The 25,288-nt window shown below is 68.4% G+C and carries 19 protein-coding genes and 1 riboswitch; of the genes, 13 read left to right on the top strand and 6 right to left on the bottom strand.

The genetic code is table 11. The annotated features are described in order from the left end of the window. The first annotated feature begins 1 nt into the window (after nucleotide 1). From E3O39_RS05580 to E3O39_RS05570, 3 genes are all read left to right on the top strand, one after another. The gene (locus E3O39_RS05580; protein WP_134446833.1) at nucleotides 2-2,398 is read left to right on the top strand and encodes a glycoside hydrolase family 3 N-terminal domain-containing protein; all 2,397 of its coding nucleotides are present in this window, start codon (nucleotides 2-4) and stop codon (nucleotides 2,396-2,398) included. Nucleotides 2,399-2,525: 127 nt separating this feature from the next. Then, entirely contained in the window at nucleotides 2,526-3,719 is a 1,194-nt protein-coding gene (gene xylA / locus E3O39_RS05575) for a xylose isomerase (RefSeq protein WP_134446831.1), read from the top strand. A gap of 142 nt (nucleotides 3,720-3,861) precedes the next feature. Continuing rightward, entirely contained in the window at nucleotides 3,862-5,370 is a 1,509-nt protein-coding gene (locus E3O39_RS05570; RefSeq protein WP_134446829.1) for a xylulokinase, read from the top strand. 32 nt (nucleotides 5,371-5,402) lie between these two features. Here E3O39_RS05570 and E3O39_RS05565 read toward each other — a convergent pair whose 3' ends face one another. Then, on the bottom strand, nucleotides 5,403-6,350 hold the full coding sequence (locus E3O39_RS05565; protein ID WP_134446827.1) for an aldose 1-epimerase family protein: 948 nt from the start codon (nucleotides 6,348-6,350) through the stop codon (nucleotides 5,403-5,405). Next, nucleotides 6,347-7,405, bottom strand: coding sequence for a LacI family DNA-binding transcriptional regulator (locus tag E3O39_RS05560; RefSeq protein WP_134446825.1), 1,059 nt, complete (start codon nucleotides 7,403-7,405; stop codon nucleotides 6,347-6,349). The genes E3O39_RS05565 and E3O39_RS05560 overlap by 4 nt, the downstream gene beginning before the upstream one ends. Before the next feature lie 268 nt (nucleotides 7,406-7,673). Here E3O39_RS05560 and E3O39_RS05555 point away from each other — a divergent pair, with 268 nt between their 5' ends. From E3O39_RS05555 to E3O39_RS05520, 8 genes are all read left to right on the top strand, one after another. Then, on the top strand, nucleotides 7,674-8,987 hold the full coding sequence (locus tag E3O39_RS05555) for an ABC transporter substrate-binding protein (RefSeq protein ID WP_166787286.1): 1,314 nt from the start codon (nucleotides 7,674-7,676) through the stop codon (nucleotides 8,985-8,987). A 65-nt stretch (nucleotides 8,988-9,052) separates the two neighbouring features. Beyond that, nucleotides 9,053-10,012 (top strand): carbohydrate ABC transporter permease, encoded by a 960-nt coding sequence (locus tag E3O39_RS05550; protein WP_134446821.1) that lies wholly within the window; start codon nucleotides 9,053-9,055, stop codon nucleotides 10,010-10,012. Then, a complete protein-coding gene (locus E3O39_RS05545) occupies nucleotides 10,009-10,929 on the top strand; it encodes a carbohydrate ABC transporter permease (RefSeq protein ID WP_134446819.1) in 921 nt (306 codons plus the stop codon). The genes E3O39_RS05550 and E3O39_RS05545 overlap by 4 nt, the downstream gene beginning before the upstream one ends. 48 nt (nucleotides 10,930-10,977) lie before the next feature. Further along, the gene (locus E3O39_RS05540; RefSeq protein WP_134446817.1) at nucleotides 10,978-12,483 is read left to right on the top strand and encodes an alpha-N-arabinofuranosidase; all 1,506 of its coding nucleotides are present in this window, start codon (nucleotides 10,978-10,980) and stop codon (nucleotides 12,481-12,483) included. A 202-nt stretch (nucleotides 12,484-12,685) separates the two neighbouring features. Beyond that, nucleotides 12,686-13,321: a LacI family DNA-binding transcriptional regulator gene (locus E3O39_RS05535; RefSeq protein ID WP_134446815.1), complete on the top strand. Its 636-nt coding sequence runs from the start codon at nucleotides 12,686-12,688 to the stop codon at nucleotides 13,319-13,321. Nucleotides 13,322-13,354: 33 nt separating this feature from the next. Further along, nucleotides 13,355-14,740, top strand: a complete 1,386-nt coding sequence (locus tag E3O39_RS05530; RefSeq protein WP_134446813.1) for a GNAT family N-acetyltransferase — start codon at nucleotides 13,355-13,357, stop codon at nucleotides 14,738-14,740. A gap of 103 nt (nucleotides 14,741-14,843) precedes the next feature. Then, nucleotides 14,844-15,731 carry a thioredoxin domain-containing protein gene (locus E3O39_RS05525; RefSeq protein WP_134446811.1) on the top strand — a complete coding sequence of 296 codons (888 nt, stop codon included), beginning with the start codon at nucleotides 14,844-14,846 and terminating at the stop codon, nucleotides 15,729-15,731. A 10-nt stretch (nucleotides 15,732-15,741) separates the two neighbouring features. Continuing rightward, the gene (locus E3O39_RS05520; protein ID WP_241984981.1) at nucleotides 15,742-16,101 is read left to right on the top strand and encodes a CHY zinc finger protein; all 360 of its coding nucleotides are present in this window, start codon (nucleotides 15,742-15,744) and stop codon (nucleotides 16,099-16,101) included. A gap of 147 nt (nucleotides 16,102-16,248) precedes the next feature. Here E3O39_RS05520 and E3O39_RS05515 read toward each other — a convergent pair whose 3' ends face one another. After that, complete coding sequence (locus tag E3O39_RS05515) at nucleotides 16,249-18,513, bottom strand: UvrD-helicase domain-containing protein (RefSeq protein ID WP_134446809.1); 2,265 nt, start codon at nucleotides 18,511-18,513, stop codon at nucleotides 16,249-16,251. A 96-nt stretch (nucleotides 18,514-18,609) separates the two neighbouring features. After that, nucleotides 18,610-18,683: riboswitch (cyclic di-GMP riboswitch) on the top strand. Between the two features lie 19 nt (nucleotides 18,684-18,702). Here E3O39_RS05515 and E3O39_RS05510 point away from each other — a divergent pair. Then, nucleotides 18,703-21,045 carry a bifunctional diguanylate cyclase/phosphodiesterase gene (locus tag E3O39_RS05510; RefSeq protein ID WP_134446807.1) on the top strand — a complete coding sequence of 781 codons (2,343 nt, stop codon included), beginning with the start codon at nucleotides 18,703-18,705 and terminating at the stop codon, nucleotides 21,043-21,045. Between the two features lie 117 nt (nucleotides 21,046-21,162). On the opposite strand, the gene E3O39_RS05505 is transcribed toward E3O39_RS05510, so the two are convergent. From E3O39_RS05505 to E3O39_RS05495, 3 genes are read right to left on the bottom strand one after another with little or no spacing between them, the layout of a single operon-like run. Continuing rightward, complete coding sequence (locus E3O39_RS05505) at nucleotides 21,163-21,936, bottom strand: ATP-binding cassette domain-containing protein (protein WP_134446805.1); 774 nt, start codon at nucleotides 21,934-21,936, stop codon at nucleotides 21,163-21,165. Further along, the gene (locus tag E3O39_RS05500; RefSeq protein WP_134446803.1) at nucleotides 21,936-23,000 is read right to left on the bottom strand and encodes an ABC transporter permease; all 1,065 of its coding nucleotides are present in this window, start codon (nucleotides 22,998-23,000) and stop codon (nucleotides 21,936-21,938) included. Before E3O39_RS05500 ends, E3O39_RS05505 begins: the two co-directional genes overlap by 1 nt. Before the next feature lie 42 nt (nucleotides 23,001-23,042). Beyond that, nucleotides 23,043-24,053 (bottom strand): substrate-binding domain-containing protein, encoded by a 1,011-nt coding sequence (locus tag E3O39_RS05495; RefSeq protein ID WP_134446801.1) that lies wholly within the window; start codon nucleotides 24,051-24,053, stop codon nucleotides 23,043-23,045. A 146-nt stretch (nucleotides 24,054-24,199) separates the two neighbouring features. On the opposite strand from E3O39_RS05495, the gene E3O39_RS05490 reads away from it, so the two are divergent. Then, nucleotides 24,200-25,282, top strand: a complete 1,083-nt coding sequence (locus E3O39_RS05490) for a LacI family DNA-binding transcriptional regulator (protein ID WP_134446799.1) — start codon at nucleotides 24,200-24,202, stop codon at nucleotides 25,280-25,282. The last annotated feature ends 6 nt before the right edge of the window (nucleotides 25,283-25,288 follow it).

Below are 25,288 nucleotides of genomic sequence, written 5' to 3'. Positions count from 1 at the left end.
CATGACCGACATACTCTCCCCAGCCCCTTCCCCCGTGGATGCCGCGCCGCACGCCTGGCAGGACACCGCACGCTCCCCCGCCGAGCGCGTCGACACCCTCCTCGCCGCGATGACCCTGCGCGAGAAGGTCGCCCAGCTCTACGGAGTCTGGGTCGGCGCCTCAAACGACGGCGGCGGCGTCGCCCCGTACCAGCACGACATGGAGGACGTCCTCGACCTCGACGCCCTCCTGCCGCACGGCCTCGGCCAGCTGACCCGGCCGTTCGGCTCCGGGCCCGTCGACGCCGCCGTCGGCGTCGTCTCCCTCGCGCGCAGCCAGCGTCGCATCGTCGCGGCCGGCCGCTTCGGCATCCCCGCCCTCGCCCACGAGGAGTGCCTCGCCGGCTTCACCGCGTGGGGCGCGACCGCATACCCGGTGCCGCTGGCCTGGGGCGCGACCTTCGACCCCGGCCTCGTGCAGGAGATGTCGGGCCGGATCGGCGCGAGCATGCGCTCCGTCGGCGTGCACCAGGGCCTCGCTCCCGTTCTCGACGTCGTACGCGACGCCCGCTGGGGCCGCGTCGAGGAGACCGTCGGAGAGGACCCGATCCTCGTCGGCACCATCGCGACCGCCTATGTGCGCGGTCTCGAGTCCGCCGGCATCGTCGCGACCCTCAAACACTTCATCGGTTACTCCGCATCGAAGGCCGGCCGCAACCTCGCCCCCGTCTCGATCGGCCGCCGCGAATTCAACGACGTGCTCGTCCCGCCGTTCGAAATGGCGGTGCGCGAGAGCGGGGTCCGCTCCGTGATGCACGCGTACACCGACATCGACGGCGTGCCGACCGCCGCAGACCCGACCCTGCTCACCGGGCTCCTCCGCGACACCTGGGGCTTCACCGGAACGGTCGTCGCCGACTACTTCGGCATCGCCTTCCTGAAGACCCTGCACGCGATCGCCGAGACCTGGGGGGATGCCGCGGTGCAGGCCCTCCGCGCCGGCGTCGACGTTGAGCTGCCGACCGTCAAGACCTTCGCGGGACCGCTCCTCGCCGAGATCGAGGCCGGCCGGCTCCCGACCGACTACATCGACCGCGCAGCCCGGCGCGTGCTGCTGCAGAAGCTCGACCTCGGCCTGCTCGACGCCGACTGGTCGCCGCTCCCGGCCGGCTGGACCGAGACCGACCTCGCCGACGTCGAGGCCGTGCGCGGGCGGGTCGATCTTGATCCCGCCGCGAGCCGGAGCGTCGCGCGCCGGATCGCCGAACAATCGGTTGTGCTGCTGACGAACGACGGCCTGCTGCCGCTCGCGCCGGCATCCACCGGCTCACCGCTGCGGATCGCGGTCGTCGGCCCCAATGCCGACGACGCGCTCAACCTGCTCGGCTGCTATTCGTTCCCCGGCCACGTCGGCACCCTGCACCCCGAGGTGCCGATCGGAATCGAAATCCGCACCGTGCTCGAAGCAGTTCGCACTGAGTACCCCCTGGCGACCGTGACATACTCGCCCGGCGTCACCGTCGATGGGACCGACGAGACCGGCATCGCGCCAGCCGCACGTGCCGCAGCCGACGCCGACCTCGTGATCATCGTGCTCGGCGACCGGCCCGGACTGTTCGGGCGGGGGACCAGCGGGGAGGGCTGCGACGCCGAGTCGCTCGAACTGCCCGGTCGGCAGTGGCGGCTGCTCGACGCGGTCCTCACGAGCGGAACCCCCGTCGTGACCGTGCTCGTCGCCGGACGCCCTTACTTCCTGCACGATGCACCCGAACGGTCAGCGGCCGTGTTGCAGTCGTTCTTCCCCGGCGAGGAGGGCGCCGGGGCACTCGCGGGCGTGATCAGCGGCCGGGTCAACCCGTCCGGCCGGCTGCCCGTGAGCGTACCGAACCACGCGGGCGGCCAGCCAGGCGGGTACCTCGCCGCGCCGCTCGGGAGCCGGAACGAGGTCTCCAACCTCGACCCGACCGCACGCTTCCCCTTCGGCCACGGTCTCGGCTACAGCCGATTCGAGTGGACCGATGCCGCGATCGGCGCGGCCTCGATGACCACGGATGCCGCAACGACGGTCACGCTCACGGTCACGAACGCGGGTGCCCTCGCAGGGGCCGACGTGGTGCAGCTCTACCTGCACGACCCGGTCGCCTCGGTCGTGCGCCCGGTGAACCGGCTGATCGGCTACGCGCGGGTCGAGCTGGATGCGGGTGCGAGCGCACGCGTCGAGTTCACGGTGCACGCCGACCTGTCCGCGTTCACGGGCAGGGACGGCGACCGCATCGTCGAACCCGGTGCTCTCGAGCTGCGGCTCGGGCACTCGAGCGCGCTCGTCGCCGCACCCCTCAACCTGCGGCTCACCGGGCCCGTGCGCACCGTCGACCACACCCGCGCCCTCGTGGCCGCGGCGACCGTCGCCCCGCGCTGAAGCCCCGCCCGACCGGCCCGTTCCGGTCGCACCGATTGCCGGATGACGGTAGCGCGGCATCCGCTTTTCCCCTAATATGTTTATAGATACAACAAATCATCAACGTCGCTGACAGACAAGGAACCTCATGGCCATCACGCCCACCCCCGCAGACAAATTCTCCTTTGGCCTCTGGACCATCGGCTACAACGGCGCTGACCCCTTCGGTGGGCCGACTCGTCCGCCGCTCGACGTCGTCGACGCCGTGGAGAACCTGGCGAAAATCGGGGCGTACGGCCTGACCTTCCACGACAACGACCTGTTCCCGTTCGGCTGCACGGAAGAGAAGCGCCAGTCGCAGATCGACCGCGTCAAGCAGGCGTGTGCAGACACCGGCCTGATCATTCCGATGATCACGACGAACCTGTTCAGCGAGCCCGTCTTCAAGGACGGCGGCTTCACCTCGAACGACCGCAGCGTCCGCCGCTTCGCCCTCCGCAAGGTGCTGCGCAACCTCGACCTCGCGGCCGAACTCGGCGCGAAGACCTTCGTAATGTGGGGCGGGCGCGAAGGCGCGGAGTACGACTCGGCCAAGGACATCCGCTCGGCCCTCTCCCGCTACCGCGAAGCCGTCAACCTGCTCGGCGACTACGTCACCGACAAGGGCTACGACATTCGCTTCGCGATCGAGCCCAAGCCGAACGAACCCCGCGGCGACATCCTGCTGCCGACGATCGGTCACGCGATGGCGTTCATCACGACCCTCGAGCGCCCCGAATTGGTCGGCGTGAACCCCGAGGTCGGCCACGAGCAGATGGCCGGGCTCAACTTCGCCGCCGGCATCGCCCAGGCGCTGTACCAGGGCAAGCTCTTCCACATCGACCTCAACGGCCAGCGCGGCATCAAGTACGACCAGGACCTCGTCTTCGGCCACGGCGACCTGCACAACGCCTTCGCTCTCGTCGACCTGCTCGAAAACGGCGGCCCGAACGGTGGCCAGACCTACGAGGGCCCTCGCCACTTCGACTACAAGCCGAGCCGCACCGAGGACATCACGGGCGTCTGGGACTCCGCCAGGGCCAACATCCAGACGTACCTGCTGCTCAAGGAACGCGCCGCGTCCTTCCGCGCCGACCCCGAGGTGCAGCAGATGCTCGCCGCGGCCAAGGTGCCCGACCTCGCGCTGCCGACCCTCGGCGAAGGCGAGACCTACGACGACCTGCTCGCCGACCGCGCCTCCTACGAAGACTTCGACACCGACGCGTACTTCGGCGGCAAGGGCTTCGGCTTCGTTCGCCTGCAGCAGCTGGCCCTCGAGCACCTGCTCGGCGCCCGCAACTAGCACAGCATCACCTGCGCGCCCCGGCCGGCGTGTCACGCTCATCTGGGGGGGGCGGGACAAACCGGCCGGGGCGCGTTCGCGCACGCCGCGCCCGCACGTCCTCACTCGCACCCCACCCCCTCTCGAAGCGGAGAATGTAGTCATGTCACTGGTTGCCGGAGTCGATTCCTCGACCCAAAGTTGCAAGGTCGTCGTTCGTGACACGGAAACCGGTGCGCTCGTTCGCAGCGGTCGCGCCGTGCATCCGGAGGGGACCGAGGTCGACCCACAGAAGTGGTGGGAGGCCCTGCAGGCCGCCGTCGCCGACGCCGGCGGACTGGGCGATGTCGCAGCGATCTCGATCGCGGCCCAGCAGCACGGCATGGTCGTCCTCGACATCGACGGCCGCGTTATCCGCCCGGCCCTGCTCTGGAACGACACCCGTAGCGCCCCCGCAGCCGCAGAGCTGATCGACGAGGTCGGCGCCGCCGAATACGCCCAGCGCACCGGCCTCGTGCCGGTCGCGTCGTTCACAGCGACGAAGCTGCGCTGGCTGCGCGACGCCGAACCGGGCAACGCCGCGCGCGTCGCCGCGGTCGCGCTCCCCCATGACTGGCTCACCTGGCGGCTGCGCGGCTTCGGCCCGGCCGACGAGAGCCCTCTCGGCCCCGACCTGACGGTGCTGACCACGGACCGCTCCGATGTGAGCGGCACCGGCTACTGGTCGCCGATCACGGGCGAGTACGACCTCGACCTCTTCGAGCGCGCCCTCGGGCACGCGGCCGTGCTGCCGCGCGTGCTCGGCCCGGGTGAGATCGCCGGAGAGACGGTCGCACTCAGCCTCGCCTCCCCTGACGAATTCGACGGAGATCGTGCCGATTCGACACCTGAGACGACCAGTGCATCGTTCACCGACCTGGAATCCCCGTCGAATTGGGTACCCGCCGGCATCGTCGTCGGCGTCGGCGCCGGCGACAACGCGGGCGCCGCCCTCGGCCTCGGAGCGGGCGACGGCGACGTCATCGTATCGATCGGCACGAGCGGCACCGTCTTCGCGGTGACCGCGACCCCGGCAACGGATGCCACGGGCACGGTCGCGGGGTTCGCCGACGCGAGCGGGCTCTTCCTTCCGCTCGTCGCGACGCTCAACGCCGCGCGCGTGCTCGACGCGGTGCGCGGACTCCTCGGCGTGGACCACGACGAGCTCGGCCGACTCGCCCTCGAGGCGGAGGCCGGCGCGAACGGCCTCGTGCTCCAGCCCTATTTCGAAGGCGAGCGCACCCCGAACCTGCCCAACGCGACCGCGACCCTCTTCGGGCTCACCCTCGCCTCGACCACCCGGCCGAACCTCGCCCGCGCGGCGATCGAAGGCCTGCTCTGCGGGCTCGCCGACGGCCTCGAGGCCGTGCGCGGCCAGGGTGTCGTCGTCTCCCGGGTGCTCCTGATCGGCGGCGCGGCGCAGAACCCGGCCGTCCGCGGCATCGCGGCGCAGCTCTTCGACAACCCCGTCGTCGTTCCGGCCCCTGGCGAGTATGTCGCCGACGGCGCAGCCGTGCAGGCGGCGTGGGCGCTGACGGGAGCGCGACCGGAGTGGCGCATCTCGCTCGCGGCGGAGCCGGCGATCGACTTCCGCCCCGTCATCCGCTCGCAGTACGCCGCCCACCGCGTCTGACCCACCTGCTCCGACCCACCCCGCCTGCCGGGTCAGAGCGCGCTGATCCGCCAGCTCGCCTCGTGGGTGTCTCCTGGCGCCAGACGCACGAGGTCGATGCCGGAGTTGAACGCGTCAGGAGGGCACGTCATCGGTTCCACCGCGAGGCCGAGCCGGGTGACCCCTGGCAGCGGCAGGTCCGCGGTGTGCACTTGCAGCCACGGGCATTCCGGCCCGAAGCTCATGGCCACACCGCATCCGTCGGCCTCCCGCAGTTCGAGTGTCGCGCGCCCGCCGGAGTCCTGGATGATGCCCGTGAACGCGTGGTCGATCTCCGTCGCACCCAGCACCCGGGGCTCCCGGAAGTCGAAGGCACCGTCGCCGGCCGCGACGTCGACGACTCCGACCGGCAGCAGCCGGTCCGGTGTGACCTCGAGGAACCGGTCGGCCGGAAGCCTGAGCGTCCAGCTGTCCAGCGGGGAATCCCCCGCGCGCAGGTACGGATGCGGGCACACGCCATACGGCGCCGTGCCCGCTCCGGAGTTGCACACCTCGATCGTGGTCGTCAGTCCATCCGCGGCGAGCGCGTACCGGGCCGTGAAGTCGAGCTGGAAGGGATAGCCGGGACCGGCGGGCAGCCTGAGTCCGAGCACGACCTCGCCGCGAGCCTGCGCGAGCAGCCGCCAGGCCCGGTCGAACACGAGCCCGTGCAGCGCGCAGTCCCGCGACGGCTCGTTGACCGGCACGTGCACGGCCACTCCGTCTACCGGGTAGCGACCGTCCGCGATCCGGTTGGGCCAGGGTGCCGCGAGAGCGCCGCGGAAGCCGACCATGGCCTCGTCCCGGTCAAAGCTCACGACCAGGTCGCGCCCCTCGTACTGCAGCAGGCGCAGGCACGCGCCGATCTCGGTCACGACCGCGCGGTAGCCGTGTCCCGCGATCTCGTACTGCTCGCCGCTCGGCGCGGGGTTGGGTCCCGCCGTCGTGGTCTCGCTCGTCATGATTCCTGTCCTCGCTCTTCGGATGCCCCGGGCACGGTCACCGGTTCGCGCGATTCCGAGGACTCACGCTCGATCACCCGGAAGTCGGCCAGGAACTCTCTCGGCGCCTCCGGGGCGGTGGCATTGATCCGTTCGAGCAGCACCCGCACGGCGGTCTCGGCGATCTCTGCCCTCCCGGGATCGACCGTCGAGAGCGTCGGAAGGCTGTACCGGGTCTCGTCGAGATCGTCGAAGCCCATCAGCGCCACGTCCTCCGGGATGCGCAGCCCAGCCTGCTGGAGCACGCGCATGGCGCCGAGGGCCAGGGTGTCGTTGAGTCCGAACACGGCGTCGAACTCCACGCCGGAGGCGAGCAGCTCCCGCGTCGCTGTGGCGCCGTTCGAGCGGTGCCACAGGGTCGTGAACCCGATCAGGGCGGGGTCGAAGGGAATTCCGGCGGCCTCGAGGGCCTCCCGGTACCCGCGCAGGCGCAGGCCGGCCGAGCCGATCACTTCGCCCTCGTGCGCACCGACCACCGCGATCCGGCGCCGTCCCCGCCGGATCAGGTGTTCGGTCGCCGCCCTCGCGGCATCGACGTTGCGCATCGTGACGTGGTCGGTCGGCCCGTTGAAGATCCGCTCCCCGAGCAGCACGAGCGGGTAGCCGACCCGCAGGAAGTCCGCGTCGTCGTTGCCCATGCCGAGAGGGCTGAAGATCAGGCCGTCGGTGAGCTGGCGCCGGGGGCTCGAGAGCAGGCCGATCTCCCGGTCCCGGTCTCCCCCGGTCTGTTCGATCAGGACGGTGACGCCATGGCGCTCCGCCGAGCGGATCACGGCATCCGCGAGCTCGGCGAAGTAGCTCAGGGACAACTCGGGGAGGGCGAGGCCGATCATGCCCGTCCGTCCGGAACGCAGGCTGCGTGCCGAGAGATTGGGGTGGTAGTCGAGCTCGGCGATGGCCTCGAGCACCCGCTGTTTGGTGGCGGGGCGGATGTGGGGGTGATCGTTGATCACGTTGGAGACGGTCTTGATCGAGACTCCGGCGATTTGTGCCACATCGTGCAGTGTTGCCGCCATGGAGCCCCTTCCGATTCGGGCGACGTTCGCAGCAGCGTTCGTCTCCTCGCATAGTACAACGTTGTATGGCAGGCGGTGGGCGGGATCCGGCCTGATCACGGCAGCCTGTGACGATCTGGGTCAGACCGCTTGACAAATCGATGTCCGCCTCGACAGAATCTAGTTACATCGTTTACTTACAACGATGTAAACGATGCGATCGGCTCAGCGGATCCCGTCGCCAATACCGAGACAAGGGTGTCTGCACACCGGGAATGGACCAACACAAGTGAAAAAGATTCTGGCAACGGGGGGCGTCGCCATCATGCTCGCCGCAACGCTCAGCGGCTGCTCAACCGGGGCGGCCGAAGCAAGCTGTCAAAACAAGATCGTCAACTCGGCCGCAACCGTGGTCAACGTCTGGGCGTGGTATCCCGAATTCGAATCGGTCGTCGACCTGTTCAACAACACGCATGACAAGGTGCAGGTCTGCTGGACCAACGTCGGTGCGGGCAATGACGAGTACACCAAGTTCTCGACGGCCATCGAGGCCGGCTCGGGTGCTCCCGATGTCATCATGCTCGAGACCGAGGTCGTGCAGAGCTACATCCCGCGGGACGCCCTCGCCGACCTGACGAGTTACACGGCCGACATCAAGCAGAACTACTCCGAGGGCGCCTGGGCCGACGAGTCCAGCGGGGCAGGCGTCTACGCCATCCCCGTCGACGGCGGACCGGTCGGCATGCTCTATCGCAAGGACATCTTCGACAAGTACGGCATCGCGGTTCCGACGACCTGGGAAGAATACGCGGCCGCCGCGCAGGCCCTCAAGGATGCCGGATCGACCTCGATGATCACCGACTTCGCCGGCAATGGCCGGGCATACCAGCAGGCGCTCTTCGCGCAGGCCGGCTCGATTCCCTATACCGTCGACGGAACGAACGTCACGGTCGACCTGAACGACGCCGCGAGCCTCAAGGTCCTCACCTACTGGCAGGACCTGGTCTCCAAGGGCCTCGTCGGCACAGAGGACGCGTCGACGACCGACTACAACACGCACCTCGTCGACGGCACATACGCTTCGACGATCGCGGCGGCCTGGCTGCCCGGCTACCTCGCCGGGTTCACCGGCGCCGAGAGCGGTGCCGTCTGGCAGGCTGCCCCGATCCCGCAGTGGGCAGGCGAAACGCCCAAGCAGGTCAACATCGGCGGATCGGCCTTCTCGGTGACGAGCCAGGCCAAGGACAAGGATGCCGCCGCGACCGTCGCGAAGGACATCTTCGGAACCGAAGAGGCCTGGAAGCTCGGCATTGAAAAGGCCGCACTCTTCCCGCTCTGGAAGCCGATCCTGACCTCCTCGTACTTCACCGATCGCGCCTACGACTTCTTCGGCGGCCAGCAGATCAACAAGGACGTCTTCCTCGCCGCCGCGAACGACTACAGCGGCTTCCAGGTCAGCCCGTTCCAGAACCTCGCGTACGACAAGCTCACCGAGGCCGTCAACTCGGTCTCGAGCGGTGCCGCCACGCCGGCGGATGCCCTCGCGACGTACCAGAAGGCCGTCACGGAGTACGCGACCTCACAGGGGTACACGGTCAAATAACCCGGACCCACGGTGGTCGGCCGGGCTCACGCACCGGCCGACCACCCGGCCCCTGGAAAGGAACAATGTTGTCCTCAACCATCGAGAGACGCTCCGTCACCCCGGACCGTGCTTTCCTGAAAAAACCCGGCCGGCTCGGATCGGGCGTCAGCGCCCGGCGTGCACGCTGGGGGTGGCTCTTCGTGGCCCCCTTCGCCGTCTTCCTGGTGCTCTTCCTCCTCACGCCCCTCGTCTACGCCTTCATCCTCAGCCTGCAGAACAAGACCGTGGCAACGGGCACGCACTGGGTCGGCCTCGACAACTACGCCAAGGCCTTCACCGATCCTCTCTTCCTCGAGGGCGTCTGGCTCGTCGTGCGGTTTTCGATCATCCTGATCCCGATCCAGATGCTCGTCTCGCTCGGCGCTGCCCTGCTGCTCGACTCGATCACGAGCCGGTTCTCCAAGTTCTCCCGGCTGATGATATTCGTTCCCTACGCGGTTCCCGCCGTGATCGGCGCCCTGATGTGGGGCTTCCTCTACAGCCCGAGCTTCGGCCCCGCCGCAGAGGTCGCCGGCTGGTTCGGCCTCAACGCGCCGCAGTTGCTGTCGCCGGACAACATCTTCGGCAGCCTCGTGAACGTCGTGACCTGGCAGTGGGCCGGCTACTACATGATCATCATCTACGCGGCGCTCCAGGGCATCGACACCTCGATCTATGAGGCGGCCAAGATCGACGGCGCCAACGCCTGGCAGACCGCGCTCCGGATCAAGATCCCGATGATCTCGTCCTCGCTCGTCCTGATCCTGGTCTTCGCCCTGATCGGAACCCTGCAGTTCTTCACGGAGCCCCAGATCCTGCGGAGCATGGCGTCGGGATCGATCACCGCCTCGTACACGCCGAACATCTACGCATACACGCTCGCGTTCTCCTATTCGCAATTCAACTACGCCTCGGCGATCTCATTCGCCCTCGGGCTCGTCGTCTTCGTGGGCTCCTATATCTTCCTGCACTTCACGCGTAAAAAGAGCGGACTGAACTCATGACCGTGCTCGTTTCGACCACCTCACCGCGACCGGAGAAGCGGCGGTCCCATGCCTCCCGCGAGGCCAGCCGGGCCGGCGGGCGTCGCGTCCTGCCGCACCTCGTCCTCGTCGGCCTCATCCTCTATTTCGCGCTTCCGTTCTGGTGGCTCATCGTCGCGAGCACCAAGGACCAGGCGACGCTCTTCAGCGGCGACACCAGCCCGCTCTGGTTCGGGAAGTTCAACCTGATCGACAACATCCAGCTGTTGTTCACGTACTCGAATGGGCTGTACTGGCACTGGCTCGGCAACTCGTTCCTCTACGCCCTCACCGGCGGCATCGGCGCGACCGTCATCTCGGTGCTCGCCGGCTACGGCTTCGCGCAGTACCGCTTCGCCGGGCGCACCCCGTTCTTCGCCCTGGTGCTCGGTTCGGTCATGGTCCCCGCGACGGCCCTCGTCATCCCGATGTTCGTGATGTTCAGCGCGACGCACCTGACGAACACGATGTGGGCGGTGATCCTGCCGTCCATGCTCAATCCCTTCGGCGTTTACCTGATGCGGGTCTACACCCAGGATGCGATCCCGGACGAGATGATCGACGCCGCAAGGATGGACGGGGCCGGCGAGTTGCGGATCTTCTTCCGCGTCGCACTCCCCCTGCTCCGCCCGGCCCTCGTCACCGTGCTGCTGCTCAGCGTCGTCGGCACCTGGAACAACTATTTCCTGCCGCTCGTGATGTTCTCCAACCCGAACCTGTTCCCCGTCACCGTCGGGCTCGGCGCCCTGCAGACCCAGGCCGGCGTCAACACCGGCGGGCAGTCGCTCTGGACCATCGTCATCGTCGGAGCACTGGTCTCCGTGATCCCGCTCATCATCGCCTTCCTCACGCTGCAGAAGTACTGGCAGGGCGGGCTCTCCCTCGGCAGCGTCAAGTAAGCATCCGCACCTCTTCCACCCATCTCGATTCCAAAGGACTTTCCTCGCGTGACACAGGCAACAATCGTCATCGACCGCTCAGCCGTCGTGGCACCCATCAACCGCCGGATCTTCGGTTCCTTCGTCGAACATCTCGGCCGGTGCGTGTATGACGGCATCTATGAACCCGGCCACCCGACCGCCAACGCCGACGGGTTCCGGCTCGACGTCGTCGACCTCGTCAAGGAGCTCGGCTCGACGACCATCCGCTACCCCGGCGGCAACTTCGTCTCCGGGTACAAGTGGGAGGACGGCGTCGGACCGCGCGCGGACCGACCGGTGCGCCGAGACCTCGCCTGGCACTCGCTCGAGAGCAACCAGGTCGGCCTCGAGGAGTTCGCCCGCTGGTGCGCCCTGACGGACTCCGAGCTGATGATGGCCGTCAACCTCGGCACCCGCGGCATCGACGCCGCCCTCGACCTTCTCGAATACGCCAACCAGCCCGACGGGACCGCGCTCAGCGAGCAGCGAATCCGGAACGGCGCGGTCGAGCCGTACGACATCCGGATGTGGTGCCTCGGCAACGAGATGGACGGACCCTGGCAGATCGGCCATATGTCTGCCGACGACTACGGGAAGATCGCGGCTCGCACCGCATCCGCCATGAAGACCGCGGACAAGAGCCTCGAGCTCGTCGTCTGCGGCTCCTCCGGTTCTGCGATGCCGACCTTCGGGGAGTGGGAGCGGGTCGTGCTCGAGCACAGCTACGAGTACGTCGACTACGTCTCCTGCCACGCCTATTACCAGGAGCGCAAGGGAGACCTCGCTTCGTACCTCGCGTCCTCCCTCGAGATGACCTATTTCATCGAGACGGTGAAGGCCACGGCGGACCACGTCAAGTACAAGCTCCGCAGCGAGAAGACCATCCAGCTCTCCTTCGACGAGTGGAACATCTGGTACCTCGACGAGCACCAGGCCTCGGAGGAGGTCAACGAGGAGTGGCGCCACGCGCCGCGGCAGCTCGAGGACGTCTACTCCGTCGCCGACGCCGTCGTGCTCGGCAACCTGCTGATCACGCTCCTGCAGAACCACGACAGGGTCGGATCCGCTTCTCTCGCACAGCTCGTCAACGTCATCGCGCCGATCATGACCGAGCCGGGCGGGGCGAGCTGGCGCCAGACCACGTTCTTCCCGTTCTCGGTGACCTCGAGGCTCGCCCGCGGCGTCGTGCTGAAGCCCCGGATCGATGCCGGGACCTATGACACGGCCCTCTACGGTGCAGCGCCCCTCGTCGACGCCGTCGCGACCTTCGATGCCGAGACGGGCGCATCCGCCGTCTTCCTCGTGAACCGCAGCCAGACGGAGTCGATCGAGGTATCGATCGACGTCTCCGGCCTCGACGCGACGCTCCTCACCGAAGCGGTCACCCTGCACGATGCGGATGTCTACGCCAGGAACACACTCGCCGACCAGAATCGGGTCGGCCTGAAGCCCCTCGACGGCGTGCTGCTCACCGAAGGGGTCCTCACCGTCATCCTGCCGCCGGTCTCGTGGTCGGCACTCGCGCTGAACTAGGTTCCGAACGCCCGGCAGCCACTGCCGGCAGGCAGAATTCCCCCCGGTCGCCCCGCAACCGGGGGGAATTCCCGGTTCCGCAGGAGAGTCTCAGGCCCGCACACGCCTTCCCCGCGCCCGGCGTGCCACAATGACAAGCACCTGCCGAACCGCGACCCGAACCGCGAACCGGCCCGCCAGTCCCCAGGAAGGGGATGGACCGATGAGTCCGTCATCCAGGCTACCCACCCTGCTCGACGTGGCCACCGCGGCTGGCGTGTCCCTCGCCACCGCGTCGCGTGCCCTGAACGGCAGCACCCGCACCGTCAACGGGGACTACCGCGACCGGGTCTTCACGGCCGCCGCCCAGCTCGGCTACACTCCCAACCTCTCGGCGCAGGCCGTTGCCACGGGAAGCACCCGGACGGTCGCCCTTGTCGTCACCGACATCGCGGACCCGCGCGACGCATTCCTGGCATCCGGCGTGATCGACGCGGCAGCGGATGCCGGACTCACCGTCACGGTGACCGTCACGGCCGGCGATCCCGACCGTGAACTCGCACTCGTCCGATCCCTGCGCGGGCAGCGCCCCCGGATCCTGATCCTCGCCGGACCGCCGTCCCCCGATGACACGGACGGCACTCCGCTCACGGACGAGCTGCGCTCCTTCGAGGCCGGCGGCGGCCGGGTGATCGTACTCGGCGAGCGTTCCCTCGGCTTCGCGACCGTGCCACGCGGCGAGATCGGCTCCGAGGCGGGGCCGGAGTCCCTCGCCGCCATCGGCCGCGCGGCCGTCGCACGAGCGCTCGTCCCTCCGGTCCCCGGGCCCGGGACGCCAGCCGCGACCGTCGCGAGCTGACTCCGGCCGGTCCCCGGCCAGTACAGTAGGGCCGTGAACGACTACACGGCACCCGACTTCGCACGCACGCCCATCGACGAGGAATCGGCGGCCGTGCTCGCGATCGGCGGCCTCGAACTGCGCCTGATCGACGCCGCAGACACCGAGGCCCGGCGACACTGGCACCGCGCGACAGCGCGCGGCTTCCACGAGGGCGCGCCCGACGACAACGAACTTGTCCGCCGCCTGGCGAACACCGCAGGGGATCGCGTGACGGCCGTCCTCGACGCGACCGCTGCCGATCCGCTCACCCCGGTCGCGACGGTGCGGTCCTGGCCGATGGGCCTGAGCGTCCCCGGCGGCGGCACGCTGCCCGCCTGGGCGATCAGCTCGGTCACCGTCTCGCCGACGCACCGCCGCAGAGGCCTCGCCCGCGCCCTGCTCACCGCCGAGCTCCGCACCGCGCACGGGCTCGGCCTGCCACTCGCCATGCTCACCGTGTCGGAGGCCACTATCTACGCGCGATACGGGTTCGGGCCGGCCGCGCACCAGGCAAGCATCACCATCACCACCGGCGACGCCCGGCCGGCCCCGGCAGCCCCGACGGACATGGGGCGGCTGCACTTCGTCTCCCCCGAATCGCTGCGCCACGACGCCCCGGCGATCTTCGAAGCCGCCAGAAGGCGCGGCGCCGGTGACGTCGACCGTCGCGACAGCCTCTGGGACCAGATCCTCGGACTCACGACCCCCGCGTTGGCCGAGCCGTCCGAGGCGGCAGCCCCGACCCCGACGACCGCCGCCACCCCGACGCGGCAGACGGTGCGCTTCGACGACCCGACCGGCCGACCGAAGGGATTCGCGGTCTACAGCGTCACGCTCGAGGGCGACGCCTACCCTGGTCGGCTCGACGTCGTCGACCTGGTCGCGGCGACCGACGCGGCATACACAGCACTCTGGCGCTTCCTGCTCGACCTCGACCTCATCGGAGAGGTCTCCGCCCCGCTCCGGAGTACCGCGGAGCCCCTCGTCTGGCAGCTCGAGAACCCGCGGGCCGTGCGCGCCTCCGCCGAACGCGACCACCTCTGGCTGCGCCTCCTCGACGTGCCTGCCGCACTCGAGCACCGCCGATACGCCGCACCCGGCGTCTTCCTCCTCGATGTCTCCGACGACCTCGGCATCGCAGGGGGCGAGTTCCTGCTCACTGTCTCTCCAGACGGTGCCGGCTCGGCGCATCCGCTCGCCGCGGGCGAGGCCACCCCGGCGGGAGCGGCCCACCTCAGCCTCTCGGTCGCCGCCCTCTCCGCCCTGTACCTGGGCGGCCCGAGCGCCGTCGTGCTGAGCCGCGCCGGCAGAGTCACCGCGCACACGGAGGATGCCGCGACGCAGGTCGACGCCGCATTCCGCTCAGGGCAGCCGCCGCACCTCAGCACCTGGTTCTAACCCTCCTCACAGCTGGCTCCCAGCCCGATGGCACGGGGCGTGGAGGTGGACGGCCTAACCTAGATTCGATAAGTCACTCGCGACGAAACGGTGTACAGGGTCTATGAACAGCAACCTCCCCGGCAAAGGCACGCCCCCGAAGAAGGACCGCCGCGATGCGGCACGGGAGAGCGCCCGCTTGATGCGTGAAGCCCAGCAGAAGAAGGACAAGCGAAACAAGCTGTTCCTGCGAGGCGGCATCGGTGCCGGACTGGTTGCGATCGCCGTCGTCGTCGCCCTCGTCATCGTGAACAGCAACGGCCCCGCGGCCGCCGGCCCGCTGAACATGGCCAGCGATGGGGTCCTGCTCACCGGCGACGGAACGACCATCACCGCCGTCCCGACGGCCGCCCTCGCCGCGGACGCCACGCCGGTCGCGACCGACCAGACCAAGCTCACGAGCACTGCGAACATCGTCGTCTACGCCGATTACCTGTGCCCCTATTGCGGCCAGTTCGAGACCACCAACGGCACCGCGATCAACTCCTGGGTCACCGCGGGCAACGCGACGCTCGAGTACCACCCGATCTCCATCCTCGACGCCAACTCGGCCGGGACGAAGTACTCGACCCGGGCAGCGAACGCCGCCGTGTGCGTGGCCAACTACCAGCCCGCCGCATTCCCGGCCGTCAACGCCGCCCTGTTCGCCCAGCAACCCGCTGAGAGCACCGCCGGCCTGACGGATCAGGAACTTGTGAGCCTGGTCACGACCGCGGGAGCCACGGACGCCGGCATCACGAAGTGCATCACTGACGGTGCCTTCAAGTCCTGGGTCGGCAATGCGACCAAGCGCGCCCTCGCCGGCCCGCTGCCCAACTCGACGACCCTCACCAAGGTCGCCGGAACCCCGACCGTGCTCGTCAACGGCGTCGCCTACACCGGCTCCCTGACCGACGCGACGGTGTTCTCCACCTTCGTCCAGGACCAGGTCACCGCAGCCGCCAAGAAGTAGGCGGCCGCTGGTGCAGCCACCGGGCCGAAAACAGCTGAGCACGACCGACCTCGAGGTGTTCGGCGAGACCGTCGACGACGAGACGCGGTGCGTTCACTACAACACGGCGGCGGATGTCGTCGCGATCCGGTTCTACTGCTGCCGCCGGTTCTACCCCTGCCACCTCTGCCACGCCGCCGCGGCCGATCATGCCGCGCGGCAGTGGCCGGTCGCGCTCTGGGCGGAGCAGGCGATCCTCTGCGGAGCCTGCCTCCGCACCCTGAGCATCACCGACTACCGTGCCGCGACACGCTGCCCGCACTGCGCGGCGCCCTTCAACGACGGATGCCGGGCGCACGCCCACCTCTACTTCGAGGCGCCCAGCCCCTGACCCCGCCGCCTCGCCCGCCCGGCGCGGTCCCGTCCCGTCCTTCCGCGAGAGCGCACTTTTGGCCCTTAAACCCGTGGTTTAAGGGCCAAAAGTGCACTCTCGCGGAACTTCACGGGCGGCGCGAAGGTGGGGCTCAGCGGGCGAGGGTCAGCGGGTGAGGCCGGCGGGCAGCGCGGAGTTCAGGTCGGCGACGAGGTAGAGGCGTTGCGTCGCGCGGGTCATGGCGACGTACAGCGATCCGGCCCCGCGCTCCGAGGCGGCCACGATGCCTGCGGGATCCACGACGATCACGGCGTCGAACTCGAGGCCCTTCGCGTCGCGAGGCCCAAGGAGTGCGATCTCCCTGCCGAGCCCGAGGGCGCCGAGACCTACACGGTCCCCGAACTCCGCCGAGAGCTCCGCCCCGACGGCCTCAAGCGCCGCATCGGCAGCGATCACGGCGAGGGTACCGCCCGCACGCAGCGCGCGCTCGCGGTGAACCGCTGCCGCGACATCCGCTTCGACGGTTATCGGCCACTCACTCGCGCGAACCGCCCGCGAGGGCGTCACCGGCAGCCCGTGCGCGATCGCCATCTCCTCGGCGGCGGTCGCGATCTGGCGGGGTGTGCGATAGTTCACGGTCAGTTCCTCGAGGCGCCAGCGCCCGGCCTCGAGGGAGGCGTCGAGGATGGGCGCGAGCGCCTCCTTCCAGCTGCCGGATGCTGAGGCGGATGCGGCCTGCGCGATATCGCCGACGACCGTGAACGACCGGCGCGGCCCCCGGCGCAGCAGCAGCCGCCACTGCATCGGCGAGAGTTCCTGCGCCTCGTCGACGACGACGTGGCCGTATGTCCAGGTGCGGTCGACGGCCGCACGCTCGGCGGTCGTGGCCCGGTCGCCGAGCTCGGCGAAGTTGTCTGCCAGGGCGCGCGCGTTGACGAGACCCTTCACGTCCATGTTCGCGATTGCGAGTTCGGCATTCTCGATGTCGCGTTTGCGCTGTTCCTTCTGCTCGCGCTTCTGGGCGGCGTCGACGACGTTGTACTCGCCGAGGTGCTCGGCCGCCTCATCGAGCAGCGGGATATCGGCGATCGTGAACTCGGCGTCCCTGGCCCGGTGCAGGAGCGCCCTCTGCTCCGCACTCCAGCCCGGGGTGAGCTCGGCGAGCCATTGCGGGCGTGCGTAGAGATCCTGCACGAGCTTCTCGGGGGTGAGCGGCAGCCACGCGGTGTTGAGCGCGACGCGCACGTCCTGGGCGAGCCGCAGGTCTTCGCGCAGCATCGGCAGGTCGGACTCGTCCATCGAGGCGCCGCCCTGCTGCAGCTGGCGCAGCCAGTCGCGCGCGAGCGCGCCGATCGCGGTCTTCACGAAGGTGACCCTCGCGAGGTTGTGCGGCTTGCCGCCCTCGCGCGCCTTGGCGATCGCGTTCGCCACGAGCTGCGGGGCCAGGGTGATCTTGTCGCCGTTGACCTCGAGCTGACGGGTCCCCACCGGGATCCGCTGCCGGGAGCGCACCGCATGGGCGATGAGCGCGGCCATGAAAGCCTGGCCCTTGAGCGCCGCGACGGCGGGGACGTCCTCGCGGGTCGCCTCGACGCCCGGGTACAGCTGTCCAACGCTTGAGAGAACCACCCCGGTCTCGCCGAGCGACGGCAGCACCGCCTCGATGTACTGCAGGAACGAGCGGGACGGCCCCACGATGAGCACCCCGTTGTGCTTCAGGCGATCGCGATGCGTGTAGAGCAGGTACGCCGCACGGTGCAGCGCGACGGCGGTCTTCCCCGTGCCCGGCCCGCCCTGGACGACGAGCACTCCGGCGAGGTCAGAGCGGATGATCCGGTCCTGTTCCGCCTGGATGGTCGCGACGATGTCGGGCATGTGCCCGGTGCGCTGGGCGGTCAGCGCGGAGAGCAACGCTCCCTCCCCCTGATGTTCTGAGGGTTCTCCGCCGAGGCGTTCGGCGTCGAGGATCTCGTCCTCGATCCGGATGATGGTCCGCCCCCTGGACTGCAGGTGGCGCCTGGCCCTGGCTCCCAGCGGGGTCGCGGCCGTCGCCTGGTAGAACGCGCTCGCCTGCGGCACCCGCCAGTCGAGCAGCATCGGCTGCAAGTCTTCGTCGCGCAGCCCGACCCTGCCGATGTAGCGGAACACGGAGTCGCCGCTCGCGTCGTCCGCGGCCAGTTCGAGCCGGCCGAACGCCAGCCGGTCGTCGATCTCCCGCAACTGCACGATCCGGTCCTCGTAGAGGCGCGCAAAGGTGTCCCGCTCGGAGCGGGTCTGATGATTTCCGCCGACGTCGAGCAACCGCACCGCCGTCAGCTGGTCCTCGGCCTCCCGTTGCAGCGCGTCCAGACGCGCGTACAGCGTTGCCACGTAGTTCTGTTCCCGTTCAAGCTCCAGGTCGACCACCGAAACACCCCTCAAATCCGACATTCGAGTTTACCCGACACGGATGGGTGCTCCTTCCGGCCAGGCCCCCCGAACGCGGAGGCTAGGCTGGCCCTGTGTGAAAACGCTTCAAATATTGCGGTCTCATACAGGCACACCCGTCGAAAGGCGGGGTCGCAAAGGCACGGGACCTTCGGGTTCGCCGGCCTACACACTGACAGGACCCGGCCTCGCATGACCGCGATACAACAACATCACTTCTTCACCGCGCTGTGGAATCCGTTCCGCCGCCCGGATTGCATGACGGAGGGCACCCGGTGGCTCTTCACGTGGTTCGCGGTGGCCTCAGTTCTGCTCACCGTTCCGATCATCGTCGCCTCGGACACCAACGGAGTTCTCCTGGTCGCGCTCACGGCCGCGGTCGCCCTGATCGCCTCGTGGTGTTCCGCGTTCATCCTCAGAAGGATTCCGCTCGCACTCGACCTGATCGACTTCGTCGCGTTCGTGGCGCTCGCACTGACACTGCCCGACCCGATGATCGTCCTCGGGGTCATGTTCGGGGCCATCTGGTTGCGCGGACTCTACGGTTCCACGGCGAGGTCATTCATCCGCTGCTCGCTGTATTCGCTTGCACTCGTCATCACGGTCGTGCTGTGGGTTCCGGTCAACGGGTCCGCAGCGATGACGCCACCGGTGGTGGTGCTCGGCACTATTCCGACCCTGTTCCTCACCGTCGTGATCGTGCGGCAACTGAGCATGGTGCTGGTCTCCCGCGAACAGTCGATGCGACGCGACCGTGAGCTTTCGGCGACTGGAACCCTGCTCCTCGGAGTCATCGACGAGGCGGATATCTTGGTCATCGGCTGGGCTGCGACGCAGGAACTCTGCCTCGCCACCCCCGGACTGCGCGTCCTGCGGGTCATGCGCGACGGCCCTGTCCTGCGCGTCGACGGCGCGACCGGCCAGTTCGACTCGCTGCCTGCGCAACTGCCCGGCACCGTCATCACGTCTGCCTCCAATGGAAAAGACGCCAGCGCGACCGACGTCGACTCCCTCCCACTCGATGCAGCCGTCGGCACCCCCCTGGCGTGGGCCTGCCTCGCCTCGAATGCCCAGGCGAATACGTGGATTCTTGTGGGAGCCCCCGGCACGATCCCGGCGGAGGCCCTCGTTTCGGTCCGGGCGCTCTCCAACCAGGTCTCGCTCGCCCTCCGCAACAGTACGGTCCAGGGGGAGCTCACGGTCCAGGTCAGTTCGGACCCGCTTACCGGTCTCAACAACCGTGCGTCGTTCATGGCCAAGCTCACCGCGATCCTGGGCACGGTAGACGATGCCAGCGGCGTCCACATCTTCTTCCTCGATCTCGACGATTTCAAGGACGTCAACGACCTTCTCGGACACCGGGCCGGAAACGAACTCCTCATCGAGGTCGCCGAGCGGATGCGGTCAAACACCGGGAGCAATGCCATCTGCGCCAGGCTCGGTGGCGACGAGTTCGCCATCATCCTGGCCGGCAAGAGTGATTCCGATGCCCTCTGCATCGCCACAGCCCTGGGCAGGTCGATCGCCGAACCGGTGACCCTCGAGCGGAACACCGCGCAGGTCGGCGTCAGCATCGGCATCGCCACAGCAGCAGCAGGGATCGACATCGAGGATCTGGTGCACCAGGCGGACGTGGCGATGTACGCGGCGAAGGCCAATGGCAAGAACCGCGTCCAGGTCTTCGAGCCTGGCCTCCTCCGCGTGGACAATCCCAGGGTCACCTTCGAATGGCAGCTCGCGGCCGCGGCGGCCGCCGACGAGCTCGTCGTGCACTACCAGCCCATCCTCGATCTCCCCGGGCTGCAGTGCACCGCCGTCGAGGCCCTCGTCCGCTGGCAACACCCGGAACGCGGCCTGCTCTTCCCCGGTGACTTCATCGACATCGCCGAGCGGACCGGAGCGATCATCGGTATCGGCGCTTTCGTGATGCGACGCGCCTGCCTCGACGCCGCGGCATGGCGGACGGCCAATCCTGGAGCGCCGATGGCCGTGCACGTGAACGTTTCGGCCCACGAGCTCGACCGCGAGGGGTTCGTCGACTCGATCATCGGCTGCCTGGCCGACACCGGGACCCTCGCGAAGGATCTCATCATCGAACTCACCGAGACCGTCGTACTGGACTCCCCCGCCGCGATCGGTCGCCTCCGCGCGATCGGAGCGCTCGGCGTCGGGATCGCAATCGACGACTTCGGCACGGGCTATGCCTCCCTGACGTCATTGCGCGCGCTCCCCGTCGACATCGTGAAGATCGACATGAGTTTCGTCGCCGGCGCGGTGTCCAATCCCTTCGACCGCTCCGTCATCGAGGCGATCGTTCGGCTGTGCGCCCAGCTCGGCGTCGCGACGGTCGCAGAGGGCGTTGAGCGGCTTGACCAGCAACGTCTCCTCGAGGCCCTCGGCACGGGTGGGGTGCAGGGCTACCTCTATTCGCGTCCCCTGTCCGCCGCCGACCTGACCGCCTGGCTGGAGGCCAATCGCGCCGCAGCGGGCGGGGCGGAAACGGATGTCGGGGGTTTGCTCCGCACGAGCGTCTGAGACCAGCGCGCACGGTCTCAGGACACGAAGACGGCCCCCGGGCGGAGCACTGCGAGTGTCTGCAGTGCGCCGCCAGGGGGCTGCTTCGTTTGCTTCCCGGAGCGTCCGACCGGCGGGTCAGTCGCCCTCGACCCTGACCGTCTGGATGGTTCCGGTGAGCACACCGATCAGGCGATCCCCGTCGAATTCCGAGGTGGGGGCATCCATGACGATCTTGCCGAGCCGCAGCACGACGACCCGGTCGGTGACCTCGAGCACATGAGGCAGGGTGTGCGAGATGAAGATCACGCCGAGCCCCTTCGCCTTCGCGGCCTTGATGACATGCAGCACCTCGCCGGCCTGCCGTGCACCGAGGTGGTTGGTCGGCTCGTCGAGGATGATCACACGGCGCGCCCACGCCACGGCGCGGCCGATCGCCACGGCCTGGCGCTGACCGCCGGAAAGCTGGGACACCGGGCGGTCGGATGCCGGAACGGCGATCCCGACGCGCTCGAGGTCCTCGTGGGCGTCGTGCTCCATCTCCTTGCGGGCCAGGAAGCCCATCGTGCCGAAGATTCCCTTGACGGTCTTCTCCCGGCCGAGGAACACGTTCTGCGACACCGTCAGGTGCGGGGCGAGCCCCGAGTCCTGGTAGAGGGTTTCGACGCCGGCCTCGAGCGCCTCCCGGGGCGAACCCCAGGTGCGCTCGACGCCGTCGAGGTAGATCTTCCCGCCGTTGGGCTGGTGAGCCCCCGAGAGGACCTTGACGAGCGTCGACTTGCCCGCGCCGTTGTCGCCGACCAGGCCGAGCACCTCGCCGGCGTGCAGCTTGAGGCTCGCACCATCGAGGGCGACGACCGACCCGTAGCGCTTGGAGACGTTCTTGACTTCGTAGATCACTTCGCCGGTCATTATTTTCTTCCGTTCTTGCTCTGCAGCGTCTGCGCAGCGACGGCCGCGGCGATCAGGATGGCCACGACGACCTTCTTCCAGTCGGGTGCGACGCCGACCATGATCAGGCCGGACTGCACCGTGAAGAGGATGAGCGCACCGAGCACGGTGCCCCAGATCCGGCCGATGCCCCCCATCAGGGATGCGCCGCCGATGACGACCGCGGCGATGGCGTCGAGTTCACGCCCCGTTCCCGATGACGGCGAGCCGGCACCGAGGCGCAGGTAGACGTACATCCCGGCGAGGCCCGCCAGGGCCCCGGAGAGCGCGTAGACCAACGTCAGGTGTCGTTCGACGTTGATGCCCGCGCCGCGGGCAGCGAAGGTGTTCGAGCCGATCGCGTAGGTGTAGAGGCCGAACCGCGCCTTGTGCAGGAACAGGCCGGCGATGGTCACCACGACGATCACGACGATCAAGGCCCACGACAACGGGTTCACCTTCGGGTCCATCGCGGCGATGAGGTCGAAGTTGTTGGCCGAGCCGATGGGCTGCCCGCTCGAGATGATCACGGAGAGCCCGAGGGCGGCCCCCATCGTCGACAGGGTCGCGATGAACGGGACGATCCGGAGCTTGTTGATCAGGAAGGCGTTGGTCAGGCCCACGAGGAGCCCCACTCCCACCGACACCAGGGTGCCGATGAGGAGCGGGCCCGACGCGTCCGCGCCGGACACCGTCTGGTCGACCTTGAGGACGTTCGCCATCGTCCAGGCCGACACGACTCCGCTGAGACCGATGACGGCCCCGACCGAGAGGTCGATTCCACCGCTGATCACGACGAAGGTCTGGCCAACTGCAATCAGGACGACCGATCCCCAGTCTGTGAGGATGTTGCTGGCGGTCAGTGCGGAGAAGAACTTGGGCTCCAGCACCGAGAAGACGACGACGAGTAGGACCATCACGCCGATCAGGATGGTGCTCTGGTTCGACGCGAGGGTGCTGATCCGCGCCGTGAGAGCGAGCGGAACCGGCTTCTGTTCCGCCGGAACGCCCGGTTTCCGCGCAGTGGTTTGATTGCTGTTGGTCACGATGACTCCCTGGCTCTTTTCGTGAAGTACGGGAAGCGTCAGTTACTTGACGTAGGTGTACTTGGCGAAGTCAGCGTCAGAGGTCTTGGAGTCGAGGACGACGTTGGGGATGACGACCTCGTGCTCGGTCGCCGTCTTGCCGGTGTTGATGAATTCGACGAGGGTCTTGATGGCCAGGCGAGCCTCGGCGGCCGGGTCCTGGGCGACGAGGGCAGTGAAGATGCCCGACTTGATCTTGGCGACGTTGTCCGGGTATGCGTCGTAGCCGACGAGGCCGATCTTGCCGCTGAGGCCCTTCGACTCGAGCGCGGCGGCCGCGCCGGAGGCGTTCGTGCCGTCGATCGCGAAGATGCCGTTCAGGTCCGGGTACTTGGTCAGCCAGTTGCTCACGTTCGTGGCAGCCGTCTCCGGGTTGGACTCGGAGTAGGCGACGTCGACGATTTCCACGCCGGGGTACTTCGCGGCGACCTGGGCCTTGAAGCCGTCGAGGCGGCTCACGTTGGTCGTGGCGGTGGCACTGGTGAGTCCGACGACGACCTTGTACGAGCCGCCGGACTTGTAGCCGATCTGGGTCGCGAGCGCGTCGGCGGCCTTGGAACCGCCGTCGGCGTTGTCGCCGGTGATGAAGCTGACGACGTCCTTGAGGTCGGAGACGTGGGTGTCGACGTTGACGACGGGGATGCCGGCCGCTGTGGCCTTGGCAACCGAGGCCTGCAGGGCCTTCGGGTCGGTCGGGATGAGCACGAGGCCGGTGGGCTGCTGGGCGAGCACGGCGTCGACGATCGGGATCTGCGTTTCGGCGGAGTACTTGGCCGGGTCGCCCTGCCAGATGAGCTTGACGCCCTGGGCCTTGGCCTCCTCCTCGGCGCCGACCTTCATGGCCTGGAAGAACGGGTCGGACTCTGCGCCCATCACGAAGGCGATGGTGATGTCCTTCTTTTCGGTCGCCGTGGTCGCGCTTCCCGTGCTCGCGGTTGTCGAGCACGCGGCCAATGACATGGCGAATGCGGCTACGACGCCGACGGTGGTGATCGCTCGGAACGAACGCTTCATGGAGGTCTCCTTTGACACATAGGTGCACTGCAATTGCGACTGCACACGCCGTTTGCGAGATCGTTCTCGCAAACTTGTATAAGATTGCAGCACACAGCACCGCGGCGCAAGCCTGTTCGGTAACGTTTCGATTACGAGGATTGTTCATGGTTGAACGACGAAGTCACGCTCCGACGATCATCGACGTCGCAGAGCACGCCGGCGTCTCCCGCGCCACCGCCTCCCGGGCCCTCTCCGGGTATGGGCGCACGTCCGCAGCCACCGTGGAACGCGTCCGTCGCGCAGCAGACGAGATCGGCTACCGCCCCAATGAACTCGCCAGGGCCATGCGCGCCGGGTCGACCAGCACGATCGGACTCGTGGTCATCGCAGACTTCACGAACGCATTCTTCGACCGCGCCACCAAGTCCATCGTCGATGCCGCGCGAAAACGCGGGTACCAGGTCCTGATCAGCAACACCGACGAGGACCCGGACGTAGAGCGAGGGGCCATCGAAACCCTGCTCGAGAAGCAGGTCGACGGCCTCATCGTGTTCCCCTCCGCAATCGGCCACAGCGAGCACCTCGAGGCCGGAAACCTGGGCGGACGCCCGCTCGTGCTCGCCGACCGTCGCCTGGACGATCTCGGCGTCACCACGGTCACGACTGACGACTTCACCGGCACGCGGGAGGCGGTCCGCAATGCCGTCGGCCTCGGGCACGCCCGGCTCGGCTTCCTGATCACGGCCGCGAACATCGCAGGCCAGACCACCGCACGGCCCCCCGCACTGATCTCGAGCGTCAGGGACCGTGCCGATGGTTTCGCCGCCGGAGCGGCCGACGCGGGCATCCCTCCCGAAGACCAGGTCTGGCATTTCAGCGAAGACGTCCCCGAGTCATCGGAGGCCGCGGTCGCAGAGATGCTCGACCTGGCCTCCCCACCCACGGTCATCTTCACCTCCAACAACGACATGGCGCTGTCCGTGCTCAAGGTCGCAGGTTCGCGGGGGCTCGCGATCGGACGCGAAGTGTCTCTGGTCACGGTCGACGACAGCCCGTGGGCGGCATACATGGTCCCGGGGATCACCGTCGTCGCGCGCCCGGTCGAGCAACTCGGAGAGCTCGCCGTCGAACGGCTCGTGGCCGAGATCGAGTCACCGGGTCAGCCGGTCGAGGACATCCAACTCCCGACGGAACTCATCCCCCGGGCGTCGGTCGCCGACCTCAGGAGCCCCGCGGCCGGACGCTAGGGGCCG

The organism is Cryobacterium sp. MDB2-A-1 (genome assembly GCF_004402675.1).
Taxonomy (GTDB): Bacteria; Actinomycetota; Actinomycetes; order Actinomycetales; family Microbacteriaceae; genus Cryobacterium; species Cryobacterium glucosi.
Note: the sequence above shows the minus strand (reverse complement) of the source record. Positions and strands in the feature narration are given on the sequence as shown.